Raw genomic sequence first — 23,990 nt, forward strand, 5'->3', positions numbered from 1 at the left:
GTTGTTGTACTATTAAAATTCAAATGTAATCATTTTTAAAAATGGTAATGGTATTCGGTACTTGATTTAACTAATTAAAATTGGGTTAAACTTTTCTAATTGTTAGCGTTTACAACTTCGCCGTCAATTTCACATTAAAAACTCTGGTGGTCATATAATTAGGAATCGCATATTGATTTTTAGAATACACATCCCGAACCCAAGTATTCGTAATGGCATTTTGATTATCAAAAAGATTGAAAATTTCTAATCCTATCGCCAACTCTTTAAAGTCCTTAAACCAACCTGTATTCTTTTTTACTGTAGTGTTATCTATAAAAACTTTGGAGAAGCCAACATCCACACGGCGGTAATCATTCAATCGATTTTGGTACAAATAAGGATCAGCATACGATGGCGAACCACCCGGCAATCCAGTATTGTAGACCAAATTCAAGTACAATTTTATACTTGGAATATTAGGCATATAATCTTGAAACAAAAGCCCAAATTTCAATCTTTGGTCCGTAGGTCTGGCAATATATCCTTTATCATTACTGTTTTCTTCTGTTTTCAAGTAACCAAAACTAAACCATGATTCTGTTCCGGGCACAAATTCCCCGTTCAAGCGAACATCTAATCCTTGCGCATAGGCTGTTGCATTATTATTTGCCGCATAACGAATGCGAACATTGTCAATCGTATATGTATTTACATCCGTCAGTGATTTATAATACAACTCTGAAACCAACTTGAAAGGGCGATCCCACATTTTGAAACTGTAATCATTGCCAAAAACAAAATGAACAGATTGTTGCGCCTTGGTATTGGGTTGCACATCTCCATCTGCATCTCTCAATTCCCTGTAAAATGGCGGTTGATGGTATAATCCTCCCGAAAGCCTAAAAACCATATCTTTCTTCCAATCTGGTTTTATGGCAAATTGTGCTCTGGGGCTAAAAGTAATTTGGGATTTACCCGTTACATTATCGCCTGTAACTTCCCAATTGTGCACGCGTACTCCGGCATTATACCAAACTTTACTCGTACCAATATTCGCTTTCAAACTCCATTGACCATAACCGGAAAATCTATTGATGGAGTTAAAATTAGTCGCTCGGATATTTTTATACGGAACAAGCGGTCCGGTGTAAGGCGAATACGGCTGATCATTTTTAGGCAAATCAACAATTGGTGGATTCAATGAAAAACCAGCCGAATCAATTACCTCCCACTCTATTATTCTGTCACGAATAGATTCCCGTGTATACTTAATTCCCCATTCAAATTGGTTTTCTTTCCAATCATGAAATCCTTTTATCTCTGTATTTACAATTAGTGCATCCAAATCATTTCTGGCATGACTCAACTGAGAACCAATTCCTCTTGTAAAAGCGACTTCTCCAAAGGTTTCTGATCCAATGCTGGAATCCACTTCTCCTAAACGGTATTGGGCGAAAATATCAAAATATTCTTGTTCTAAAGTTTGAAAAACAGAACCGATAAATTTCAAAGTAAAATTATCCGAAACATTAAAAGTTGTTTTTAAAGCCCCAAAATAAGTATCATATTTATCCTTTTCCTGACCTTCATAAAAAACAGTAAGTGCCATAGGATTGTCAATGGTTCCAAAATTAGTCTGTCTCGTTAATGGCTGATATTGGTATTTATTTTGTGAAATATTCCCAAGAAAACTCCACTGCCATTTAGCCGAAGCCTGATAGTTTATATTGGTTTGAATATCCGCAAATGAAGGGGTGAAATTCGTTTGAGTCTCTTGGCTTTTTACCAAGAGGCTGTTGTTGCGGTATCGAACTCCCGTAACCCCAGACCATTTTTCATTCTTGGACACCGCATCAACGGAAAGGCTTCCGCCAAGAAAACTTGCTTCAAGGCTTGCGCCAAATTTAACCGGTTTTCTATAGGTAATATCCAAAACAGACGATAATTTATCTCCAAACTTAGCTTGAAAACCTCCCGCCGAGAAATCAACATTTTGAACTAAATCCGTATTGGTAAAACTCAACCCTTCTTGTTGTCCCGAACGAATCAGGAACGGACGATAGACTTCAATTTCATTTACATAAACCAAATTCTCGTCATAATTCCCGCCTCGAACTGCATATTGCGTACTCAATTCATTATTAGAATTTACTCCAGGTAAGGTTTTTAAAATGTTTTCGATTCCGGCATTAGCTCCTGGAATTTTTCGGATGATTTCAGGCTCAATTGTTGCAACACCCTGAATCAGTTTTCGGTTATTGGATGTCACAATCACTTCACCCATTTGCTCTTCCTGATCACTCATCACTGGGTTGAACTCCTTTTGTTCATTAGAATCCAAAGAAAAAATTACCGTTATTTTTTTCAACGAGACATGCGTAAAAACTAACGTTACTTTTTGGTTCGCAGGGACTTTTAGATCATAAAAACCATTTTTATTGGATTGAGTGCCAATACTGGAATAAGAAACATTTACGTTTTCTACCGGTTGATTGTTTTTGTCTAAAATCACACCTTTTATTCTAGCCGTTTGGGCCAATAAACTTAGGCTTGCGAAGAAAAAAAAGAAAACAAAAATTAATTTATTAGTACTCAAATGATTTGGTTTTTATTTTTTTTGGCTTCTAAAAAAACGAGTTTCAAAGGTAGTCGAATTTCCTACATTATCAATCACCACAACTTTTAAATCATTAGCACCATCAGCAACAATTCCATCACTGAAATAATGAATTAGTTTTCTGGTTTTATTATCATATTCGAATAATACCCATTTTCCGTTTAAATAGCCGTTGTATGATTTTATACCTGACAAGTCATCGTATATGGAAAGCTGAATTGTTTTTTGCTCGCTGATCCATCTCCCTTCTACAGGAACGGCCATACTTATTTTTGGTGTAATAGTATCTGCAACCAAAGCATATTTTCCTAAAACTTTAACCTTTGTATTGAATACGCTGTCTTTTCTATAGGTTGGATTGTAATTTACTTTTTTTCCTTCGATTCTACCAATGAACATTTTTTCTCTTTGCGCTTCAGTCGATTTTGTATCTTCAATTGAAACCGTAAAATTAGTGTGAGCTGGAACAGTATCGTCGTGTAAAAACAAAGTATCATTTTTTACATCAAAATTCAAATCAAAATCTTCGTAAAAAGTTCCTGCAGGAAAGAAAACCGACATGTTTGCTAAAGCAAAATTGCTATCTTTATTAGCTTTGACAAAATAATTCGATTGCACTGGCTCAGGACTGATTATTGTAGTCAATAAATCATATTGAACAGGAATGGCTATTGTTTTTTTATTTCCAAAGAAATCCGAAACTTCAATGCGATACAGCGATGCTAAATTTGGAGTAACTTGTAGCACTCCTTTATTCTCATCAGCTTGGATAATGCTCAAATTATACGGGTTTTTCATAAAAAGCTTCTGAACCCGTTGTTGCATTTTCTTATATCGCGAATAATCAATCAGCGCATTAATGTAGCGCATGTCGTCGAATGAATACGTATTGAATTCATACCCGAAGTTTGGTTTTCCATTATAAAAAGATTGCACTTTATACACTCCGTTATTATTAAACGAGACATCATCAGTGTCATAAGCAGAAATTCCAAAACCTATTGCACCGTTTGCAACTACTTTGTCAGATAAATAGGTTCCGTCTTTTTGCAATGAAACATTCAGTAATAAAGGTCGTTTCGAATGATTGACTGTAGTTTTCGAATCTAAAGGATACACATAAACTCCTGAAACAACTGGTTTCTTAGTATCCTTTAAAAATTTATTGTACCCAAAAAGCATCGGATTGATTATGAATTCTGTTTTAGAATCCCGAAATTCAAAATGCAAATGCGGTCCTTCGGAAGCTCCTGTATTACCAGAGAAAGCAATAATTTCTCCTTTTTTCACCACCATTTCATCTGGCTTAAAAAACATTTCAATTTCAAATGATTGTGCTGCATAATGCGTTTTCTTGATGTAGTTTTCTATTTCACCATTGGCCATTTTTAAATGTCCATAAACGGATGTATACCCATTAGGATGATTGATGTAGATTGTTTTTCCGTTACCAAAAGTAGATATCTTTATTCTTGACACATAACCATCGGCCACTGCATATACTTTTAATCCTTCTTTTTGTTGCGTTCTTAAATCAAAACCCGCATGGAAATGATTGGGTCTCAACTCTCCAAAATTCCCGGATAATTGCATCGGAATATCTAATGGTGAACTAAAATAATCTTTTGGATAGTCAACTTGTGCAAAAACAGCAGTGCAAAAAAATAAAAAAAATACAGAAAATCTCATCGTTTACATTTTTGCTAAGATAAAAAAAGTATTCAAAACAGCGCTAAAAAAAATAGTTCGTAACCATTTGTAAAACTGATATTTAATTAATTTAATGCAAAAAAAATAATAAAATATTGCAAAATTAAAAAGGAATACTAACTTTGTATGATTATGTAATGAATAAGATATATAATGAGTGCAATTGCAGAAATTATTGATACTCTTGAAAATAAGATTGAAAAACTTTTTACAAAAATGAAAGGTTTGGAGAAAAACAATCAAGATTTGAAAAACGAATTAACAAAAACTGCATCCATAATACAAACTCAATCACAAGAGATTGAAGCGCTAAAAACGCAGTATGAAACACTCAAAGTAGCAAATACATTACTAGGCAGTGACGATAATAAAAGAGATACGAAGCTTAAAATAAATTCATTAATTCGCGAAATTGATTACTGTATAGCACAGCTATCAGATTAATAAAAGATATGGACGAAAAGCTTAAAATTAAAATATCAATCGCAGACAGAGTCTACCCGTTAACGGTTGATTTCTCTCAGGAAGAAGGCCTTAGAAGCGCTTCGAAAAAAATTGATAAGATGATCAAGCAATTTGAAGAAAATTACGCGGTTCGTGACAAGCAAGATGTATTGGCAATGTGTGCTTTACAATTTGCTTCACAAACGGAACAAAAACAAATTGATAATGCCATAGATGGAGAAGCAACCATCGAAAGAATTAAAAAAATCAATTCGATTTTAGATCAATATCTCGACAAATAAACGTTCTTTACAAAAACTAAGATACTGCCTACATTAGTTCATATTTGGTAAACTCAACACTAACAATTTAGAATGAGCAAATCATCGTTACTATAGCAAGCCGTTTAAGTACGGAAGCTTGAACAACGAGTTAGCTCAAAACTTGTCTTTCCGAGTTTATACAAGCAACCTAATGTAGGCTTTTTTTATATATAAATTTTAACAAACATGGACATATTAACGATTATTATTTCAGGAATTATAGGTATTGCGGGAGGTTTTGGTATTGCCAAACTGATAGAAAAAAGCAATATTTCAAACTTAATTAAAAACGCAAAAAAAGAAGCATCATCCATTTTGAAAGATGCTAATCTGGAAGCTGAAAACATAAAAAAAGATAAAATTCTTCAAGCAAAAGAGAAATTTATTGAATTAAAATCAGAACACGAACAAGTTATTTTATCCCGTGATAAAAAAGTTGCCGAAATAGAAAAAAGAGTTCGCGATAAAGAATCTCAAATTTCTAATGAATTATCAAAAGCTAAAAAAGTAAATGATGATTTTGAATCTAAAACTTTAGAATACACCACAAAAATTGAAAATCTAGATAAAAAACAAACTGAAGTTGACAAACTACATAAAAGTCAATTGCAACAGTTGGAAGTTATCTCTGGTTTATCTGCTGAAGAAGCTAAAGATCAATTAGTAGAAGGACTTAAAGCTGAAGCAAAAAGCAAAGCAATGTCTCATATTCAAGATACTATTGAAGAGGCAAAATTGACGGCACAGCAAGAAGCGAAAAAAATCATCATCAATACCATTCAAAGAGTTGGTACGGAAGAAGCAGTAGAAAACTGTGTTTCTGTATTTAACATTGAATCTGATGACGTAAAAGGAAGAATCATTGGTCGTGAAGGTAGAAATATCCGCGCACTGGAAGCTGCAACCGGAGTAGAAATCATTGTAGACGATACACCGGAAGCTATTATCCTTTCTTGTTTTGATCCTGTACGAAGAGAAATTGCTCGTTTGGCATTACACAAATTAGTAACTGACGGAAGAATTCACCCGGCACGTATTGAAGAAGTAGTTGCAAAAACTGCTAAACAAATTGACGATGAAATTATAGAAGTTGGTAAACGTACCGTTATCGATTTAGGAATTCATGGATTACACCCTGAATTGATTAAAGTGGTAGGACGTATGAAATACCGTTCTTCTTATGGACAGAATTTATTGCAACACTCCCGTGAAGTTTCTAAACTTTGTGGAATCATGGCTGCTGAACTTGGCTTAAACGTAAAACTGGCTAAAAGAGCTGGTTTATTACACGATATTGGTAAAGTTCCAGATGCCGAAAGTGATTTGCCACACGCATTATTAGGAATGCAGTGGGCTGAGAAATACGGTGAAAAAGAAGAGGTTTGTAACGCTATTGGAGCACACCACGATGAGATTGAAATGAAATCATTATTATCTCCAATTATTCAGGTTTGTGATGCTATTTCAGGTGCAAGACCAGGAGCGAGAAGACAAGTATTGGATTCTTATATTCAACGTCTAAAAGATCTTGAAGAAGTAGCGTACGGATTCAGCGGTGTGAAAAATGCTTATGCCATTCAAGCGGGTAGAGAACTTCGTGTAATTGTTGAAAGCGAGAAAGTTTCTGATGAAAATGCAGCTAACTTATCTTTTGATATTTCACAAAAAATCCAAACGGAGATGACATATCCTGGACAAGTTAAAGTAACTGTAATTCGCGAAACAAGAGCCGTGAATATTGCTAAATAATTTATTGAATTTACATATATAAAAAAACTTCTCATCACTGAGAAGTTTTTTTTTTGCATTATATAGAAAGAAGAATATCATTAAAATATGCTATCTATTTTCGAAATCAGCTAATTAATCATTCAAGCAGTCGTTAAAAATGATTTTAAAAGTAGTTCCTACCCCAACTTCACTTTCAACCGAAACAGTCCCTTTCATCGATTCTATTTGATTCTTTGTAATGTGCAATCCTAATCCTCTGGCTTCTTCATGCTTGTGAAATGTTTTGTACATTCCAAAAAGAGAATCCCCATATTTTTTCAAATCGATCCCTAATCCATTATCAGAAATTGACAACGTTTTATTTCCATTTTCCAATGAGAAAGAATATTTTATCTCAACAGGCTTATTAGGATTCGAATATTTTATGGCATTTGTTGTAAAATTCAACAAAACACTTTCTAAGTATGCTGGATTAAAATCGACAAAAACACCATCAGGAATCTCTTTTATAATGGTAACTTGATTTTGATTTTTTAAATTCTTGATCAAGTCCAAAGTCTTATTTAAATATAAATTCAAGTCCAATGATTCAATCGGAATACTCGAATTACTTTGTATAAGTACCAATTGGGTCAAATTTGCTATTGTTTCGTTTAAATCATTCGAAACAGTGCGCAAATGAGACAACATTTCTTTGTTGCTCTCTAAATTATCATCAGCATCTATAAAATCTAATAGTGATTTAATATTACCCGCTTGAGTATTTAGATTATGGGATACAATATGTGAGAAATTCAATAGTCGGCTATTTTGCTGACTATACAATTCCATTGTTTTTATTAACTCTAGTTCTTTTTCTTTTTGCAAAGAAATATCAGTATGCGTTCCTATAACTCGCAATGCTTTCCCATTGATGTCCCGCTCTATTACTTTTCCTCTATCTAAAATCCATTTATATTTTCCGCTTGACGTTAAAACACGGTGATAATTTTCATAAAAAGGTGTTTTATTGTCAAAATGATCATGAATTTCAGAGTAATATTTTTCTAAATCATCAGGGTGCACAATTTCATCCCAACGCTCAGGATTATCAAAAATATCCAAAGACTCCTGTTCGAGAATTTTCATCGATTGTGAGGAATAGAAAACTTTGTTAGTCGTTAAATCCCAATCCCAGACTCCTGCTGTAGAAGCTTCAAGAGCAAATTTAAAACGTTCTTCAGAAATTTTAAGTTTAATTTGCTGCTCTTTTAAGTCTGTTATATCTGAAATCCTTCCATAAAAAGCAATATTCCCATCAGGATATAATTCTGGTTTTGATTCAACTTTAAGCCAGCGCAATCCCTTTTCAGGTAATAAAACCCGGAACTCAAAATCCCATCTTGTAATGTTTCTTTTTGCTTTTACCAATGACTCAAAAAACGACAATCGATCGGCCTCAAATATCCTGTCATAGACAAGGAATTTATCACTGTCAACAAAATGATCTGAAGACAACTCAAAAAAATCGTTTACCGATTTACTCACTAATGGAAATAAATAGGTATTGTCAGGAGCAATAACAAATTCAAAAATTAAATCTGGAATCTCATTAAATAATTTATTGTAAAAATTATTTACCTCTTGGCAATTTTCGTTTTGGGGAAAATCAAAAATCATAACTACTTTTTATCATTATAATACAACACAATTTAGATTATATTTTTTATTTAGCTATCAAATTAACAATAAAATCGCATCAATTTAATGAGAAAGCCCCCTTGCTATTTAGAAATTTCATTTTAGGTTCAATCTGTAGATCTTTTCCTTCCTAAATAGTTTAAAATTTGAAATTATAACACAAAATGTTATTTTCTGGGATGAAACGAATTTAGAACTTGTGTCAGAAACTTTCTGTCAAGATGCACATATATTTCTGTTGTCGTTATCGATTCATGACCTAGCATCAACTGTATTGAGCGTAAATCAGCTCCATTTTCCAAAAGATGAGTTGCAAAAGAATGTCGCAAAGTATGCGGACTTATAGTTTTATTCAAATCAATTTTGACTGCTAAGGTTTTTATAATAGTAAAAATCATTGCTCGAGTTAACTGTTTTCCTCTTCTATTTAGAAAGAGCGTATCCTCAAAACCTTTTTGAATAGTACTATGTGTTCTAATAGTATTCCTGTAAATTTTAATGTATTTCTGCGTCAAATCACTTATTGGAACAAAACGCTGCTTATTTCCTTTACCCGTTATTTTAATAAAGCCTTCCTCAAAGAATAAGTCGGAAATTTTCAAAGAAACTAATTCTGAAACCCGTAATCCACAACCATAAAGTGTTTCGAGCATGGCCCGGTTGCGTTCGCCTTCGTTTGTGGTTAAGTCTATCGCAAAAATAATACGATCAATCTCATCCACCGATAGCGTATCCGGAAGCTTCCTGCCCGTTTTAGGAGTTTCAATAAGTTCTAATGGGTTGTCTGCCCGGTAATCTTCAAATATCAAATAACTAAAAAAACTTTTAAGACCTGATATAATTCTGGCTTGTGAACGTGGATTGACTTCCTTAGCCACACTATAGATAAATTGCTGCACCGTTTCTTCTCCAATTTTTATTGGCGAAACGATAATTTCGTTTTTAGCCAAAAAAAGGCACAACCGTTCGATATCAAAAGAATAATTATCTATAGTATTCTTAGACAAACCACGTTCGATTTTTAAGTATGATTGATAGTTTTTTATACAGGAAATCCAGTTCATAATTACAAAGTAAAGCTTTTTTGGGCATAAAAAAACCTTCCACGAATGTGGAAGGTGCTATAATCAATTTTCAAAAATTTAGAATTTGTAGTTAAAACCTAAATTGATTGAAGAAAATGTTCCGTTATTAGAAATTCCTTTGTAACCTGCATAAACTTCAATTTTTTCAGATTGATAACCAAATTTCGGTTGGTATAAGAAACCACCATCTCCATCACCGCTACCAGCATAAATTGCATACCCTAAATCAGTCCCTAAAAACAAATTATCAGTAAATGAGTATTGCCCTGTAGCAGCTAATGGTATAAATCCAGCGTTAGGGACTTCAAATCTACCAGCTCCAGAACCAATTGTTTCACCTAAATAAGCAGTGTACCCTGTTGTAACACCCGCACTAAATTTGTCTGTAACATTCCACATGTAAGTAACATCGACACCTAAATTAACAGAATAAGCATCTTTAATGTCCCCAGTAGGCAAACCTACATGAGCTCCTACTTTAATCCCTCCATCTTGAGCATTTACATTTCCAAACGTGAAAACTGCAACTAATAACAAAGTAATTTTTTTCATAATAATTTTATTTACATTTAGCAACACAAAGTTAAACAACTCATATACAGCTAATTACATTAATTAATAAAATTCGATGAATTTCAAATTAATTCGATTAAAAACAGTAAAAATTAACATTTAATCATCTGATTGCAATGTGTTTACTGTTTTTTAAAATAATTATAAGTCGTGAAAAAAATCTGTTAAATAAAAACAATATCAATTTGATCTTTAAGTTTAAGTGAATCTTATAAGTAAAAAATATAAAATTATAATATTTCTATACTTTAAGAGTTTTATCTTGCATGTTCAAATTAAGAACAATAATTAAAAACAATATTATGAAAAAGACAATTTTAGTTACCGTTTTACTGCTCGCTATTTCAAGTACTATGCAAGCTCAATTAGTTAAATTTGGAATTAAAGCCGGTTTAAATTACGCCAATCAAACGGGAAGCGAAATAACTATCAATTCAACTAATTACAATAAAAAAGATGCAATTACCAGTTATCATGCTGGTTTAGTAGCCGAGATTAAGTTAACTGATGGTTTTTCTGTTCAGCCTGAATTATTATATTCTACTCAAGGAGCAAGCTATGAAAATGCTGGAGAAGAATTTAAAAATGAATTGGGTTATTTATCCATTCCGGTTTTGGCAAAATTTCATTTGAATAAAACAGTCAGTCTTGATCTTGGACCACAAGCCTCTTTTTTATTGAGCGAAAGAAATGATTTTGATGTAAAAAATGCTGAAACTTTTGAGTTTGGAGTAGCTGGAGGTTTAGGATTTAATATCACTAAAAACTTTTTTCTACAAGGTCGTTACGTATTAGGATTAACCGAAGCTTCAAAAGAGGCTGAAGTTAAGAACTCCGTTTTACAAATATCAGCTGGATTTACGTTCTAAATTCCAATAAAAAATTAAATTTATCAAAACCGTTCTTTAAATTGGAACGGTTTTTTTATTTTTACAAAAACTGGAATTATGAAAATTAGCATTATCAACGGACCAAATCTCAATCTTTTAGGAAAACGCGAACCAGAAGTTTATGGCAGCTTAACCTTTGAAGAATATTTTACCTCATTACAAATAAAATTTCCAACAATAGAATTCACGTACTTTCAAAGTAATATTGAAGGCGAATTAATAGATAAAATTCAGGAATTTGGTTTCTCCTACGATGGTATTATTCTAAATGCCGGGGCCTATACCCATACTTCCATTGGCATTGGCGACGCCATAAAAGCCATTACAACTCCAGTGATTGAAGTCCATATTTCTAATACCTTTTCACGTGAAAGCTTCAGACACCAGTCCTATATTTCTGGAAATGCAAAAGGAGTAATTTTAGGTTTTGGTTTAAAAAGTTATGAATTGGCAATCCAATCTTTCTTGTAAGTCCTAAATTAAAATAAAAATATTCTTATAAATGTTTAACAAATAATTAATAGCCTCTTTTTAAACTTCTTTTATTTTTGTGAAAGAAAAAACTTTTATGATAAAATACTACTTACTTCTAATTTCTTTGGTATCAATTACCAACCATGCACAAATAAAGGGAACCGTTTCTGACGAAAAAGGGAATCCTCTACCTTTTGTAACCGTTTTTCAAGAAGAAACCTATAATGGAACTACCTCAAATGAAGCAGGGAAATATGAACTAAACCTGAAAAAAACGGGAAAGCAAACTATCGTATTTCAATTTTTAGGTTTTAAAACGCAAAAAATAACAATTCAGACGGATAAATTACCGTATTCATTTGATGTTAAAATGATTGAAGAAAGTTTTTCTTTGAATGAAGTAGTTATCAACACCAAAATTAATCCTGCACTTGCTATCATAAAAAACGCAATTGCCAGTAAAAAAGAAAATACCGAAAAAACAGCTCGTTTTAACGCCGATTTTTATTCCAGAGGTATTTTCAAACTAAAAAATGCCCCAAAAAAAATATTCGGCCAAAAAATTGGTGATATGAATGGCTCTTTGGATTCAACAGGAACGGGGATTATTTCTTTGTCAGAGACTTTTTCTAAGATTACTTTTGAAAAACCAAACAATTTAAAAGAAGTGGTAACCGCCTCCAAAGTAAGCGGCAGAGACAATGGCTATAGTTATAATACGGCCAGATCATCCTTTTATGATTTCTATGACAATACGATTGACTTTGGGGTCAATATGATTTCTCCAATCGCGAATAATGCGTTCAATTATTATAAATACAAGCTGGAAAGTACTTTTTATGATGCCAATAATCAAATGATTAATAAAATAAAAGTTAACGCAAAACGTGACAGCGAACCTGTTTTTGAAGGTTACATTTATATTGTTGAAGATTCTTGGGCCCTATATGCCGTTGACTTAGATATTAAAGGTTACCGAATGAAAGAGGAATTTGTTGATGTAATGACTTTAAAACAAAACTTCAGTTACAATAAAAACAACAAAATTTGGGCTAAAAACACCCAAAGTCTTGATATTACAGCCGGAGCCTTTGGAATAAAATTCAATGGAAAATATACCTATGTGTATAGTAATTATGAATTTGTGAACTCCTTTGCTAAAAAAACTTTTACAAATGAAATTACAAGTGTCGAAATAAATTCAAATAAAAAAGATTCTATTTTTTGGAATAGCAACAGACCCATTCCTTTAACCATCGAAGAAAGCAGCGATTATATTCGAAAAGACAGTATTTACAAGGTTCGAAATTCTAAAAAATATTTAGACTCTATTGACGCAAAAGGGAATAAATTTAAACTAGTGAAACTACTAACGGGTTATACTTATAGAAATAGTTCAGAGAAAAACTCTTTTAGTTATGAAGGATTACTAAATCTGGGTTCTTTAAGTTTCAATACTGTACAAGGATATAATTTTGATTCTGGATTTAGATACACCAATTGGAAAAATCAGGAAAAAAAAGGAATATACACTTCCATCAATACAAAACTCAATTACGGTTTTGCTGAAGATCGTTTGCGTGTAACAGGACAATTTATCCATCGGTTCAATAATCAGGATTATGCAACCTTATATGCAACAGGAGGAAATACAGTAAAACAATTTAATGCAGAACAACCCATTAGTGCTATTATAAATTCGATAAGTTCTTTAGCATTTAAGAATAATTATATGAAACTGTATAATCTTGAATTTGCAGCAATTGGCTATAGCCAAGACATTGCTAATGGTGTACACCTGAACGGAAGAATAGAATACCAACAGCGAAAACCATTATTCAACACTACTGATTTCTCTTATTTCAATAAACAAGATTCATACACTTCTAATAATCCGTTGGCACCTGATGACTTTATCACTCCTGCTTTTGAAAAGCATCATTTGATGAAAGCTTCTCTAAATGCAAAAATAAATTTTGGGAATAAATATTCTTCCCGCCCAGACGGAAAATATAATATTAGAAATGGAAAATATCCTACGTTATTTTTAGGGTATGAAAAAGGCTTTGCTGCCAATGAAAAAAAATATGAATTTGACCACGTAAATGCACGGCTAACTTATGATTTAAAATTGAAAAACAAAGGAACTATAGGAATGAATTTGAAAGCTGGTAAATTTTTGAATGCAGAAAATATCTCCTTTGCAGATTACAAACATTTTAACGGAAATCAAACACACATAGGTCAGACAGAACGCTATTTGAATGTTTTTAACTTATTGCCTTATTATTCTAACAGTACAAATACCCGTTATTTTGAAGCACATGCAGAATACAATGACGAAGGATATATTATGAATAAAATCCCGTTGTTGAATAAATTAAAATCAACTTTAATATTGGGAGCTCATACACTTTCTACACCAAATGTAAAGCCTTACACAGAATTAACGGTTGGCTTAGATAATTTAGGTTTTGGAAAATTTAAGATGTTACGTGTTGATTATGTACGTTCCTACCAAAATGGTTTCAAAGGTGACGGTGTAGTTTTTGGACTTAAATTTTTAAATATTTTAGAGTAAAACTTCAACAAGAAAATAGTTTAATGACCAAAAAAAAGGCCCGAGAAATAATCTTCTTGTGCCTTTTTTAGTTTTATAAATTTAAAAAATGATTTAAACAATGAAATCAATTCGGTTCCACATGAATCAAAACGTGACCCAATTCCGGAATTTTCTCTTGCAAAGTATCTTTCAATTTATGTGCTAAGTCATGTCCTTCTTTTACTGTAATATTCGAATCCACAATTGCATGTAAATCAACGTGATATTGCATACCGGCTTTTCGAATAAAACACTTTTCCGTGTCTATAATTCCGTCTACTTGAAGTGAAACTATTCTAATTTGCTCAATTAAATCATCATATAAATGTTCATCCATTATTTCCCCCAGAGCAGGTCTGAATATTTGATAACTATTATAAAGAATGAATCCCGAAGCAAAAAGTGCTGCCCAATCATCGGCTGATTCGTATCCATCACCTAAAATCAAAGCAATTGAAATACCAAGAAATGCTGCCACAGATGTTATCGCATCGCTGCGGTGGTGCCAGGCATCAGCTCTCAGTGAGGAACTATTGGTTTGAATGCTCCTTTTCATCACTAATCGAAAAGAATACTCTTTCCAAATAATTATTGCCCCAAGAACGATTAATGTCCATGGTTTTGGCAATTGATGTGGTGTCCCAATATTGATGATACTTTCATAAGCAATAATGGTGGCAGAAGTGATTAAAAAACCCACTACCAAAAAAGTAATTAAAGGCTCTGCCCTTCCGTGTCCATAAGGATGATTTTTATCTGCTGGTCTATTGGAATATTTAATTCCAAATAACACTAAAAATGAAGCAAAAATATCTGTTGTAGATTCAATCGCATCCGCTATTAAAGCATACGAATTCCCGAAAAAACCTGCCAGACCTTTGATAATCGCCAAAGATGTATTTCCAATAATACTAAAATATGTGGCCTTTATCGCTGTTTGTTCGGTTGACATGATCTTTTTCTAAAGAGGAATTAAAATTAAAAACGTTTAAGTAAACCGTATTGAATGCTTAGATTCAAATCCTATTTGGTTTACTTAAACGATATTTTATAATTATTTATTTGATTTATGCACGTACAATATTAGCTCCAATGGCTCTCAATCGCTCGTCAATGCGCTCGTACCCTCTGTCTATTTGTTCAATATTTTGAATGGTACTCGTTCCTTTTGCCGAAAGCGCTGCAATCAATAAAGAGATTCCCGCACGAATATCTGGTGAAGACATTGTAGTAGCTTTCAATTGTGATTTGAAATCATGTCCCATAACAACTGCACGATGTGGATCACACAACATGATTTTAGCTCCCATATCGATTAATTTATCCACAAAGAACAATCTGCTTTCAAACATTTTTTGATGAATCAATACATCGCCTCTCGCTTGAGTGGCAACAACAAGAACAATACTCAATAAATCAGGAGTAAATCCAGGCCAAGGCGCATCGGCAATTGTTAAAATAGAACCGTCAATATCTGTTTTTACTTCATACCCATCTACGTGAGCAGGAATGTATATATCATCTCCTCTACGTTCCAGAGTGATTCCTAGTTTTCTAAAAGTATTAGGGATTACTCCTAAGTTATCCCAACTTACATCTTTTATCGTAATTTCTGATTTTGTCATTGCAGCAAGACCAATCCAACTTCCTATTTCGATCATATCAGGAAGAATTCTATGCTCACAACCACCTAAACTTTCAACACCTTCAATAGTCAATAAGTTAGATCCAACACCTGTTATTTTAGCTCCCATGGAGTTTAACATCTTACACAATTGTTGCAAATAAGGTTCACAAGCAGCGTTATAAACTGTTGTTTTTCCTTTGGCCAAAACTGCAGCCATAACAATATTAGCTGTTCCGGTAACTGAAGCTTCATCCAATAACATATCAGCACCTGTCAATCCTTTAGGCGCTTCTACACCATAAAAATGATCTTCTCTATTGTAACGGAATTTTGCTCCAAGATTTATAAAACCTTCAAAGTGGGTATCCAATCTTCTGCGTCCAATTTTATCACCACCTGGTTTTGGAATATACCCTCTTCCAAATCGTGCCAAAAGTGGCCCAACAATCATAATAGATCCACGAAGAGAACCGCCTTCTTTCTTGAATGCTTCAGTTTCTAAATACTCTATATTCACTTCATCGGCTTGAAAAGTATAAGAGCCAGATCCTGTTTTTTGGATTTTAACTCCTAAATTTCCTAAAAGCGTAATTAGTTTGTTGATGTCAATAATATCAGGAATATTATTAATAATCACTTTTTCAGAAGTTAAAAGAACAGCACATAAAATTTGCAATGCTTCATTTTTGGCCCCTTGTGGCGTGATTTCTCCTTTTAGACTAATGCCTCCTTCTATTTTGAAAATTCCCATTTTTTACAGTTATGAGTTATAAATTATTAGTTATGAGTTAAAAAGTTACGAGCTAAAAGTTACTACTGAAAATATTCATAACTTATAACTCTTAATTTATAACTGACTTACAAAGGTTTTCTATTTTGATTTTTGTGCGTCGGATTTGGTTTTCCAGTTTTTGCATTCTTATTGCTAAGAATTTTTGGCTGTCCTACCGGCAAGATTTTATTAGAAACCCGTTTATTCGTTCGTAATAAATCAGTGGTATTTAATAATTCCTCTGTACTTTGAATCAAATTTAACTTACCATCAGACAGTTCATATAAATGTTCAAAAATGACATCATCCTTAACCGTGTCTTTATTCCAACTCAAATAGGATTTTTTCATGTGATTAGCGATCACTTTCACTAAAGCACTTTTCATCTCTCCATCTTCCCATTTATTGGCTACATCAATCATATATTTTATGTTGTTGCCATAATACCTGTATTTTGGAAAATTCTGAGGATAACTCAACACATCCGGCTTCAATTGTAATACTTCACGGGATGGAATTGGATATGGAGAATCAGCTACTAATTTAAAATCAGACATGATAAAAATCTGATCCCACAACTTGTGCTGAAAATCAGGAACGTCACGTAAATGTGGATTCAAACTTCCCATTACCTGAATAATGTATTTTGCCGCTTTGTTGCGCTCTACATCATCTTCAATTTTAGTTGCCTGATCAATCAGTTTTTGCAAATGGCGTCCATATTCCGGAATAATCAAATGCGATCTTTCCGCATTGTATTCCAAATGGTGCACCACATCGTTCGAGTTTTCTTTAATATATTTTGAATTCATATTCGAATGTATATTTTTTGATCTTACATGCTCTTTTTCGAAGATTTATAATCATTCGATTGTATATGCATCAAAATTTTGTTTTATATCTAAAGAGAAATAATCCCCTTAATGGTAGAAACTTCTAGGTATTTATCTACTATTTCTTGCGAATCTTTCATGGTTACGTCAACAGATATACTGGTAAACTTTCCCGTCTTGGATTTTGTCGTTTTTATAACTGCTCCCATACAATCAAAAGCCAACTGAACACGTTCAATGTTATCATTATCTGTTGGCACAATAAATTTAAATAAGTATTCTGCCGGCCATGTATTGCTCATGTCCAACTCTACTTTTAATCTATCATAAAATTCTTGAGTGTTCTTATCCATTTTCTATTTAAAAATAAAGGCAAATATACAGTTTCAAACGTAAATTATGAATTTTGAATTATGATTTTTTACCTAATCTTATTTTAACCGCAATCATTTTTTCAAATCCCAATAAGTTTAAGTAAATTTGCCCCTTATTTTTTAAAAGTGCAGAAAGAAATCATAGTTATCATTGGCGGTCCAGGAACAGGTAAAACAACTATCATCGATGGATTAATAGCTAATGGATATTGTTGTTATCCCGAAATTTCACGGGAAGTAACTTTAGAAGCAAAAAAACAAGGAATTGAGCAATTATTCCTCGAAAAACCACTACTATTCAGCGAATTACTTCTTGAAGGAAGAAAAAAGCAGTTTCATAATGCTTCCAAAGAGCCTCATGAAGTCGTTTTTATTGATCGGGGAATTCCGGATGTTTTGGCTTATATGCATTATATTGGCGATAGCTATCCTGCGACTTTTGACATAGCTTGTCGCGAACATACGTACTCAAAAATCTTCATTCTTCCGCCGTGGGAAGAAATCTACATTAGCGATCATGAACGTTATGAAAACTTTGAACAAGCTAAACTCATCTGTAATCACTTAACTGAAACGTATCAAAGTTACGGTTATGAACTCATAGAAGTTCCTAAAGATACCCTGGATAACAGAATTCTTTTTATCTTAGATGAAATTTCTAAATAATTTTCGAGTTTAGAATTTACAATTTGGGATATTTTCTACGAATTGAAATCTATAATCTATGCAAGAAGCGTTAGCTATTCTTCAAAAATATTGGAAACACGACAAATTCAGGTCGCTGCAAAAGGAAATTATCGATTCCGTTTTAAGTGGTCAAGATACCTTTGCATTGATGCCAACCGGCGGAGGCAAATCAGTCTGTTTCCAGATTCCGGCGATGATGAACGAAGGAATTTGTCTGGTGATTTCGCCATTAGTAGCGCTGATGAAAGATCAAGTTGCTAATTTGCAAAAGCGAAATATCAAAGCCATTGCATTAACCGGCGGCATCAGATCCGAAGAAATGATTGATTTACTAGATAATTGCCAATTCGGTAATTATAAATTTCTCTATTTATCTCCGGAACGCTTGCAATCTGACTGGATTCTGGAACGAATAAAAAACCTTCCCATAAACTTAATTACCATTGATGAAGCGCATTGCGTATCTCAATGGGGACATGATTTCCGACCTGCTTATTTGAAGATTTCCGCATTAAAAAAACATTTTCCAAAAGTACCTTTCCTTGCATTAACCGCTACTGCGACTCCAAAAGTCAAAGAAGAGATCATCACTGAACTGGGATTGCATGATCCGCAAGTTTTTGAGAAATCATTTGCAAGAGAAAATATTGCCTACATGGTTTTTGAAGTAGAAGATAAACTTTTCAGAATAGAACAAATCCTGAAGAAAAATCCAGAATCATCTATCATTTATGTTCGAAACAGAAAATCTTGTTTGGAAATTTCCTCTCAACTTAATTCGTTAGGATTTAAAGCAACCTATTATCACGGCGGACTTTCATCCAAAGAAAAAGATAAAAACATGCAGCTGTGGATGAATGAAGACGTACCCGTTATTGTGGCCACCAATGCCTTTGGGATGGGAATTGACAAAGCCAATGTAAAAACCGTAATTCACATTCAACTACCCGAAAATTTAGAGAATTATTACCAAGAAGCGGGACGCGCAGGAAGAAATGGCGAAAAAGCCTATGCCGTTTTACTAACAAGCCCTTCTGATATTATTCAGGCTGAAAACCAATTTATAAATATTCTCCCTGATAAAAAGTTTTTGAATCTCATGTATGTTAAACTCAGTAATTATTTTCAGATCGCTTACGGAGAAGGAATCAACGAACAGTTTACATTCAATTTGCATCATTTTTGCATGAAATATGAATTTCCTACATTGAAAACGTACAATGCGATGCAATTTCTGGACAGACAAGGAATTATCAATCTGTCTCAAGAATTTTCTGAAAAAATCACGTTGCAATTTCTTATTCCTTCCAAAGAAGTGATTCGTTACATGAGTTTGAATCCTAATGACGAGGAAATTATTTTGGCAATATTGCGAACCTACCCCGGAATTTATGAAATGCAAACCGCTTTCAACTTACAATTGATTGCTAAAAAATCAAATCACAAGGAAACCGAAATACAAGCGGTGTTACATAAATTGAAAGGAAAAGAGATAATAGAATATCATTCGAAAAATAATGATTCTACACTGATTTTCAATGAAGTTCGGGAAGATGAAAGAACCATCAGTCGGGTTTCAAAATATTTAGAAAATCAAAATCAATTAAAAAAAGAACAACTCCAGTCCGTTCTTTATTATATCAATGAAAAAAAGGTGTGTAAAAACAAACTGATTTTGAATTATTTCGGCGAAGAAACAAACGTTGATTGTGGAATTTGTTCCTTTTGCATTACCAAAAAAAACAAGAAAAAAGATAGTACATTACTTTCAAAAGAAATCGTTACTTTATTACAAACCGAAGATTTAAATTCGAGAGACATTCAAAATAAAACTAAAAACAGCCCTGATGAAGTTATCTTTGTACTTCAGGATTTATTAGAAAACAACACTATTTTGGTTAAACCAAATAATAAATATACTTTAAGATCATAATGGAAAAATTACGAATTATTTTTATGGGAACGCCCGAATTTGCCGTGGGAATATTAGATACAATACTAAAAAACAACTATGAGGTTGTGGGCGTTATTACCGCCGCAGACAAACCTGCAGGTCGTGGACAAAAATTAAAATATTCTGCAGTAAAAGAATACGCACTGGCCAATGATCTTACTTTATTACAGCCTGCAAACCTTAAAGACGAAGCTTTTCTATCGGAATTGAAATCGTTGAATGCTAATTTACAAATTGTAGTTGCTTTTAGAATGTTACCAAAAGTAGTATGGGAAATGCCGGTGTTAGGAACTTTCAATCTTCACGCTTCACTCCTACCGAACTATCGCGGAGCCGCACCCATTAATTGGGCAATAATAAATGGAGAGACTAAAACGGGTGTGACTACTTTTTTTATTGACGATAAAATTGATACCGGTGCGATGATTTTAAGCTCGGAAACACCAATTGATGAGACCGAAAATGCGGGTCAATTGCATGACCGATTAATGGATTTGGGAAGTAAGACCGTTATTCATACTTTGGAGATGATTGAAAAAGGAAATGTGGACACAATTATTCAAAAAGACACTGCCGATATTAAAACGGCTTACAAACTTAACAAAGAAAATTGTAAAATAGACTGGACAAAACCAGCTGTGGAAATAAACAATCTGATTCGAGGTTTGAGCCCGTATCCTGCAGCTTGGTGTTTCATTCAGGACAAAAATGAAGAATGGAATGTAAAAATATACGAAGCTAAAATTGTTTTAGAAGATCATAATTATACGATTGGAAGTCTAATTTGTACTAAAAAAGAAATGAAGGTTGCAGTAGAAAATGGATTTATTCAAGTGTTGAGTTTGCAGTTTCCGGGTAAAAAGAAGATGAATACACCCGAATTACTCAATGGAATTACATTTTCAACTGAAGCAAAAACTCATTAACACCAACAAAAACGGGCGTTAAATCCATTTTAACAAGAAATAACCTTACTTTTATTAACAAAAAATATAAGTTATCAACAAAACAACCTAAAATCGTATAAAACGCTTGCAAGGAACGTATTTCCTACTAAATTTGTGTATTAACAATTTTTTTTAACCAACAATTAATAACTATTTATTATGAACAAATCAGAATTAATCGATGCTATCGCTGCTGATGCAGGAATTACAAAAGCTGCAGCTAAATTAGCTTTAGAGTCATTTTTAGGAAACGTAGGTGGTACTTTGAAAAAAGGTGGAAGAGTATCTTTAGTAGGTTTCGGATCATGGTCAGTTTCAGCTAGAGCTGCTAGAGACGGTAGAAATCCTCAAACAGGAAAAACAATTCAAATCGCTGCTAAAAATGTAGTGAAATTTAAAGCTGGTGCAGAATTAGAAGGAGCGGTAAACTAATTTAAGTTTTCCAATATAATTAAAACCTTCCAGATGGAAGGTTTTTTTATGCTTTTCAACGATTTTATTTTGTACTAATATAATAAAAAACTTAAATTTAATAAAAATTATATTCCGATGATCACAGATAAACTAAAAAAAGGATACCTGCTCATTGCAGAGCCTACGATAATTGGGGATCTATCATTCAATAGATCGGTAATTTTATTAGCTGATTATAATCAAGAAGGATCCGTTGGTTTTATAATTAACAAACCTTTGAAGTATACCATTCATGATTTAATTCCGGATATAGATGCGCGATTTAAGATTTATAATGGTGGTCCGGTAGAACAAGACAACCTCTATTTTATACATAACATTCCAGATTTGATTCCTAATAGTATTGAAATTTCAAATGGAATTTACTGGGGAGGTGACTTTGAGTCAACAAAAGAACTCATCAATAAAGGCGCAATTAATAACGATAATATCCGATTCTTTCTAGGTTATACGGGTTGGAATGAAAATCAATTAGAAAACGAAATGGAAAGTCATTCATGGATTATTACCGCTAATAGCTATGAAAATAAAATAATTGGAAAATCAGCAACACATTTCTGGAAAGAGCAAATCATGGAATTGGGTGGAGAATACCTCATCTGGTCTAATGCCCCTGAAAATCCATACTTAAATTAAGTATTACTAATCATTTCATTAAGTTTTTCAATCAGTAGTACTGATAAATCAGTTGCAAATACTTTTTTTCGGTATTGGGTTATCGGCTGAATTCCTTTTATGACATTTGTAATAAACAATTCGTCAGCTTTTTGAAGGTCAAATGGAGAAATCATTTCCTCTACAACTTCTAAATTTTCTATTTTTTTAGCCAAAGCAAGAATTTGCTTTCTCATTACACCATTCAAACATCCCTCAGAAACCGGAGGTGTAATTAGTTTGTTGCCTAATACCATGAAAATATTCCCTTGTAATGCTTCAACAATATTTTTACTATCGTTCAACAACAGACAATTATCCAAACCATTTTCATTTGCAAAAATACTTCCTGTTATATTTATGATTTTATTAGTCGTTTTAATAGACGAAAGTAATTGTTTTGTAATGTAAAAATCTTTGTATAAATCTACTTCATATGCCATTTTTTCAATTGAATACAACGTATTCTCAAGTGCTATTGAATGGATCAGAAAAGAGACCGTATTGTTTTGTGGTAAATAAAATCCTCCATCATTTCTATAAACGGTAATTCGAGCACGAGAAGAATTAACTACGCCATTATTTTTAACTAAAGAAAGTATTTGTTCTTCTAGATATTCCATGGTAAAAGTCATCGGAATTTCCATTCGAACCACACGCATTGAAGACATTAACCTAAAATAATGATCCTCGAGAAAAAGGATTTTATTGTTTAGTATTTTAACCGTTTCAAAAACGGCATCGCCATATAAAAAAGCTCGGTTTTGTGTCAATATATTAGCATCCTCAGATACAATAGTCCCATTAAAATTAATCATAAAAAAAGCCCTAAATTTTATTCAGGGCAAATATAAGTTATAAAATACTATTTTACTATACGGAACCAATTAGATGTTTAAGATCCGAAATTTGATTCTCCCACAATAGTGTAGCTTCATCAACTTCATCTTTTTCTGCAAAATCAACTACCATTAAAGAGACATCCTTGGTCAGCTCATCCACTAAAATATGCAATTCAAAAAAGTATTCTGTGTCTTTACTATTCTCATCGACCCATTTGAATTTCACTTTTTCACCTGTTTTCTTAGAAGCAAGTCTTGCTTTTTCTTGGGAATCATTCCAAATGAAAGTAAAAAACTCACCTCGAGAGTTCACATTATCGGCAAACCATTCAGACAGACCTGATGGAGTCGATATATATTGATACAATAATTGAGGCGAAGAATTTATGGGAAACTCGATTTCGTAACGTACTTTTTGATCCATGAGCTACATTTAATTTTTTGGAAATATATAGAATATTACTCCGAAAAAAAAGCATTTTTAAAAATATTTTTTTTTATTAAAAATATGCTTGCAAGCATTAATTTTATTTTTATATTTGCACCCGCATTCAGGGATGGTTATCCATCCGGAATCATGGCGAGATAGCTCAGTTGGTTAGAGCGCAGGATTCATAACCCTGAGGTCCCGAGTTCAAATCTCGGTCTCGCTACAAATTAAAACAACACTTAAACCCAATCCCAACAAGGGTTTAAGTGTTTTAATAAAAAATCT

Annotated in this window: 22 protein-coding genes, 1 tRNA gene and 1 other RNA gene; 13 read left to right on the forward strand and 11 right to left on the reverse strand. The window is 33.0% G+C overall.

Annotation, left to right across the window (positions count from 1 at the left end; genetic code table 11):
• Nucleotides 1-109 precede the first annotated feature (109 nt).
• Both E0H99_RS06810 and E0H99_RS06815 read right to left on the reverse strand, forming a co-directional pair.
• Nucleotides 110-2,578 carry a carboxypeptidase-like regulatory domain-containing protein gene (locus E0H99_RS06810; RefSeq protein WP_131992875.1) on the reverse strand — a complete coding sequence of 823 codons (2,469 nt, stop codon included), beginning with the start codon at nt 2,576-2,578 and terminating at the stop codon, nt 110-112.
• 12 nt (nt 2,579-2,590) lie between these two features.
• Nucleotides 2,591-4,288 (reverse strand): M23 family metallopeptidase, encoded by a 1,698-nt coding sequence (locus tag E0H99_RS06815; protein WP_131992878.1) that lies wholly within the window; start codon nt 4,286-4,288, stop codon nt 2,591-2,593.
• A gap of 174 nt (nt 4,289-4,462) precedes the next feature.
• Between E0H99_RS06815 and E0H99_RS06820 the strand changes: the two genes are divergently transcribed.
• From E0H99_RS06820 to rny, 4 genes are all read left to right on the forward strand, one after another.
• Nucleotides 4,463-4,753, forward strand: a complete 291-nt coding sequence (locus E0H99_RS06820; RefSeq protein WP_131915205.1) for a hypothetical protein — start codon at nt 4,463-4,465, stop codon at nt 4,751-4,753.
• 8 nt (nt 4,754-4,761) lie between these two features.
• Complete coding sequence (locus E0H99_RS06825) at nt 4,762-5,055, forward strand: cell division protein ZapA (protein WP_131915206.1); 294 nt, start codon at nt 4,762-4,764, stop codon at nt 5,053-5,055.
• Nucleotides 5,056-5,106: 51 nt separating this feature from the next.
• Nucleotides 5,107-5,213, forward strand: a non-coding RNA gene (gene ssrS, locus E0H99_RS06830) — 6S RNA.
• Between the two features lie 49 nt (nt 5,214-5,262).
• Complete coding sequence (rny, locus tag E0H99_RS06835; protein WP_131992881.1) at nt 5,263-6,825, forward strand: ribonuclease Y; 1,563 nt, start codon at nt 5,263-5,265, stop codon at nt 6,823-6,825.
• 114 nt (nt 6,826-6,939) lie between these two features.
• On the opposite strand, the gene E0H99_RS06840 is transcribed toward rny, so the two are convergent.
• The 3 genes from E0H99_RS06840 to E0H99_RS06850 all read right to left on the reverse strand — a co-directional run bounded on the left by E0H99_RS06840 (nt 6,940) and on the right by E0H99_RS06850 (nt 10,124).
• Nucleotides 6,940-8,466 (reverse strand): sensor histidine kinase, encoded by a 1,527-nt coding sequence (locus E0H99_RS06840; protein WP_131992884.1) that lies wholly within the window; start codon nt 8,464-8,466, stop codon nt 6,940-6,942.
• Nucleotides 8,467-8,654: 188 nt separating this feature from the next.
• Nucleotides 8,655-9,551, reverse strand: a complete 897-nt coding sequence (xerD, locus tag E0H99_RS06845; RefSeq protein WP_131992887.1) for a site-specific tyrosine recombinase XerD — start codon at nt 9,549-9,551, stop codon at nt 8,655-8,657.
• 78 nt (nt 9,552-9,629) lie between these two features.
• Nucleotides 9,630-10,124 (reverse strand): hypothetical protein, encoded by a 495-nt coding sequence (locus tag E0H99_RS06850; protein WP_131992890.1) that lies wholly within the window; start codon nt 10,122-10,124, stop codon nt 9,630-9,632.
• 323 nt (nt 10,125-10,447) lie between these two features.
• Here E0H99_RS06850 and E0H99_RS06855 point away from each other — a divergent pair, with 323 nt between their 5' ends.
• The 3 genes from E0H99_RS06855 (at nt 10,448) to E0H99_RS06865 (ending at nt 14,090) form a co-directional block, all read left to right on the forward strand.
• Entirely contained in the window at nt 10,448-11,014 is a 567-nt protein-coding gene (locus tag E0H99_RS06855) for a porin family protein (protein ID WP_131992893.1), read from the forward strand.
• Between the two features lie 78 nt (nt 11,015-11,092).
• On the forward strand, nt 11,093-11,506 hold the full coding sequence (aroQ, locus tag E0H99_RS06860; protein ID WP_131992896.1) for a type II 3-dehydroquinate dehydratase: 414 nt from the start codon (nt 11,093-11,095) through the stop codon (nt 11,504-11,506).
• A gap of 97 nt (nt 11,507-11,603) precedes the next feature.
• Entirely contained in the window at nt 11,604-14,090 is a 2,487-nt protein-coding gene (locus E0H99_RS06865) for a DUF5686 and carboxypeptidase regulatory-like domain-containing protein (RefSeq protein WP_131992899.1), read from the forward strand.
• Between the two features lie 106 nt (nt 14,091-14,196).
• Here the strand turns inward: E0H99_RS06865 and E0H99_RS06870 are convergent, their stop codons facing one another.
• The 4 genes from E0H99_RS06870 to E0H99_RS06885 form a co-directional block, all read right to left on the reverse strand.
• Nucleotides 14,197-15,063, reverse strand: a complete 867-nt coding sequence (locus E0H99_RS06870) for a cation diffusion facilitator family transporter (protein WP_131992901.1) — start codon at nt 15,061-15,063, stop codon at nt 14,197-14,199.
• Between the two features lie 115 nt (nt 15,064-15,178).
• Nucleotides 15,179-16,489: a UDP-N-acetylglucosamine 1-carboxyvinyltransferase gene (gene murA / locus E0H99_RS06875; RefSeq protein WP_131992903.1), complete on the reverse strand. Its 1,311-nt coding sequence runs from the start codon at nt 16,487-16,489 to the stop codon at nt 15,179-15,181.
• Between the two features lie 107 nt (nt 16,490-16,596).
• Nucleotides 16,597-17,322, reverse strand: a complete 726-nt coding sequence (locus tag E0H99_RS06880) for a DUF4290 domain-containing protein (RefSeq protein ID WP_131992905.1) — start codon at nt 17,320-17,322, stop codon at nt 16,597-16,599.
• Between the two features lie 89 nt (nt 17,323-17,411).
• Nucleotides 17,412-17,696, reverse strand: a complete 285-nt coding sequence (locus E0H99_RS06885; protein ID WP_131992907.1) for a DUF493 family protein — start codon at nt 17,694-17,696, stop codon at nt 17,412-17,414.
• A gap of 147 nt (nt 17,697-17,843) precedes the next feature.
• Here E0H99_RS06885 and E0H99_RS06890 point away from each other — a divergent pair, with 147 nt between their 5' ends.
• The 5 genes from E0H99_RS06890 (at nt 17,844) to E0H99_RS06910 (ending at nt 22,415) form a co-directional block, all read left to right on the forward strand.
• Nucleotides 17,844-18,383: an AAA family ATPase gene (locus tag E0H99_RS06890; protein ID WP_131992910.1), complete on the forward strand. Its 540-nt coding sequence runs from the start codon at nt 17,844-17,846 to the stop codon at nt 18,381-18,383.
• Nucleotides 18,384-18,441: 58 nt separating this feature from the next.
• The gene (locus E0H99_RS06895; protein ID WP_131992913.1) at nt 18,442-20,337 is read left to right on the forward strand and encodes an ATP-dependent DNA helicase RecQ; all 1,896 of its coding nucleotides are present in this window, start codon (nt 18,442-18,444) and stop codon (nt 20,335-20,337) included.
• Nucleotides 20,337-21,284 (forward strand): methionyl-tRNA formyltransferase, encoded by a 948-nt coding sequence (gene fmt, locus E0H99_RS06900; RefSeq protein ID WP_131992916.1) that lies wholly within the window; start codon nt 20,337-20,339, stop codon nt 21,282-21,284. The genes E0H99_RS06895 and fmt overlap by 1 nt, the downstream gene beginning before the upstream one ends.
• 180 nt (nt 21,285-21,464) lie before the next feature.
• The gene (locus E0H99_RS06905; protein ID WP_073017033.1) at nt 21,465-21,737 is read left to right on the forward strand and encodes an HU family DNA-binding protein; all 273 of its coding nucleotides are present in this window, start codon (nt 21,465-21,467) and stop codon (nt 21,735-21,737) included.
• 117 nt (nt 21,738-21,854) lie between these two features.
• Complete coding sequence (locus tag E0H99_RS06910; protein ID WP_131992919.1) at nt 21,855-22,415, forward strand: YqgE/AlgH family protein; 561 nt, start codon at nt 21,855-21,857, stop codon at nt 22,413-22,415.
• Here the strand turns inward: E0H99_RS06910 and E0H99_RS06915 are convergent.
• Nucleotides 22,412-23,251, reverse strand: coding sequence for an aminotransferase class IV (locus E0H99_RS06915; protein ID WP_131992922.1), 840 nt, complete (start codon nt 23,249-23,251; stop codon nt 22,412-22,414). The two genes, E0H99_RS06910 and E0H99_RS06915, sit on opposite strands and share 4 nt — an antisense overlap.
• Nucleotides 23,252-23,306: 55 nt before the next feature.
• Nucleotides 23,307-23,699, reverse strand: a complete 393-nt coding sequence (locus E0H99_RS06920; RefSeq protein ID WP_099716121.1) for an START-like domain-containing protein — start codon at nt 23,697-23,699, stop codon at nt 23,307-23,309.
• A gap of 155 nt (nt 23,700-23,854) precedes the next feature.
• Between E0H99_RS06920 and E0H99_RS06925 the strand changes: the two genes are divergently transcribed.
• A tRNA-Met gene (locus E0H99_RS06925) sits at nt 23,855-23,928 on the forward strand.
• The last annotated feature ends 62 nt before the right edge of the window (nt 23,929-23,990 follow it).

It is taken from the genome of Flavobacterium sp. GT3P67 (assembly GCF_004349155.1).
Lineage (GTDB): Bacteria > Bacteroidota > Bacteroidia > Flavobacteriales > Flavobacteriaceae > Flavobacterium > Flavobacterium ranwuense.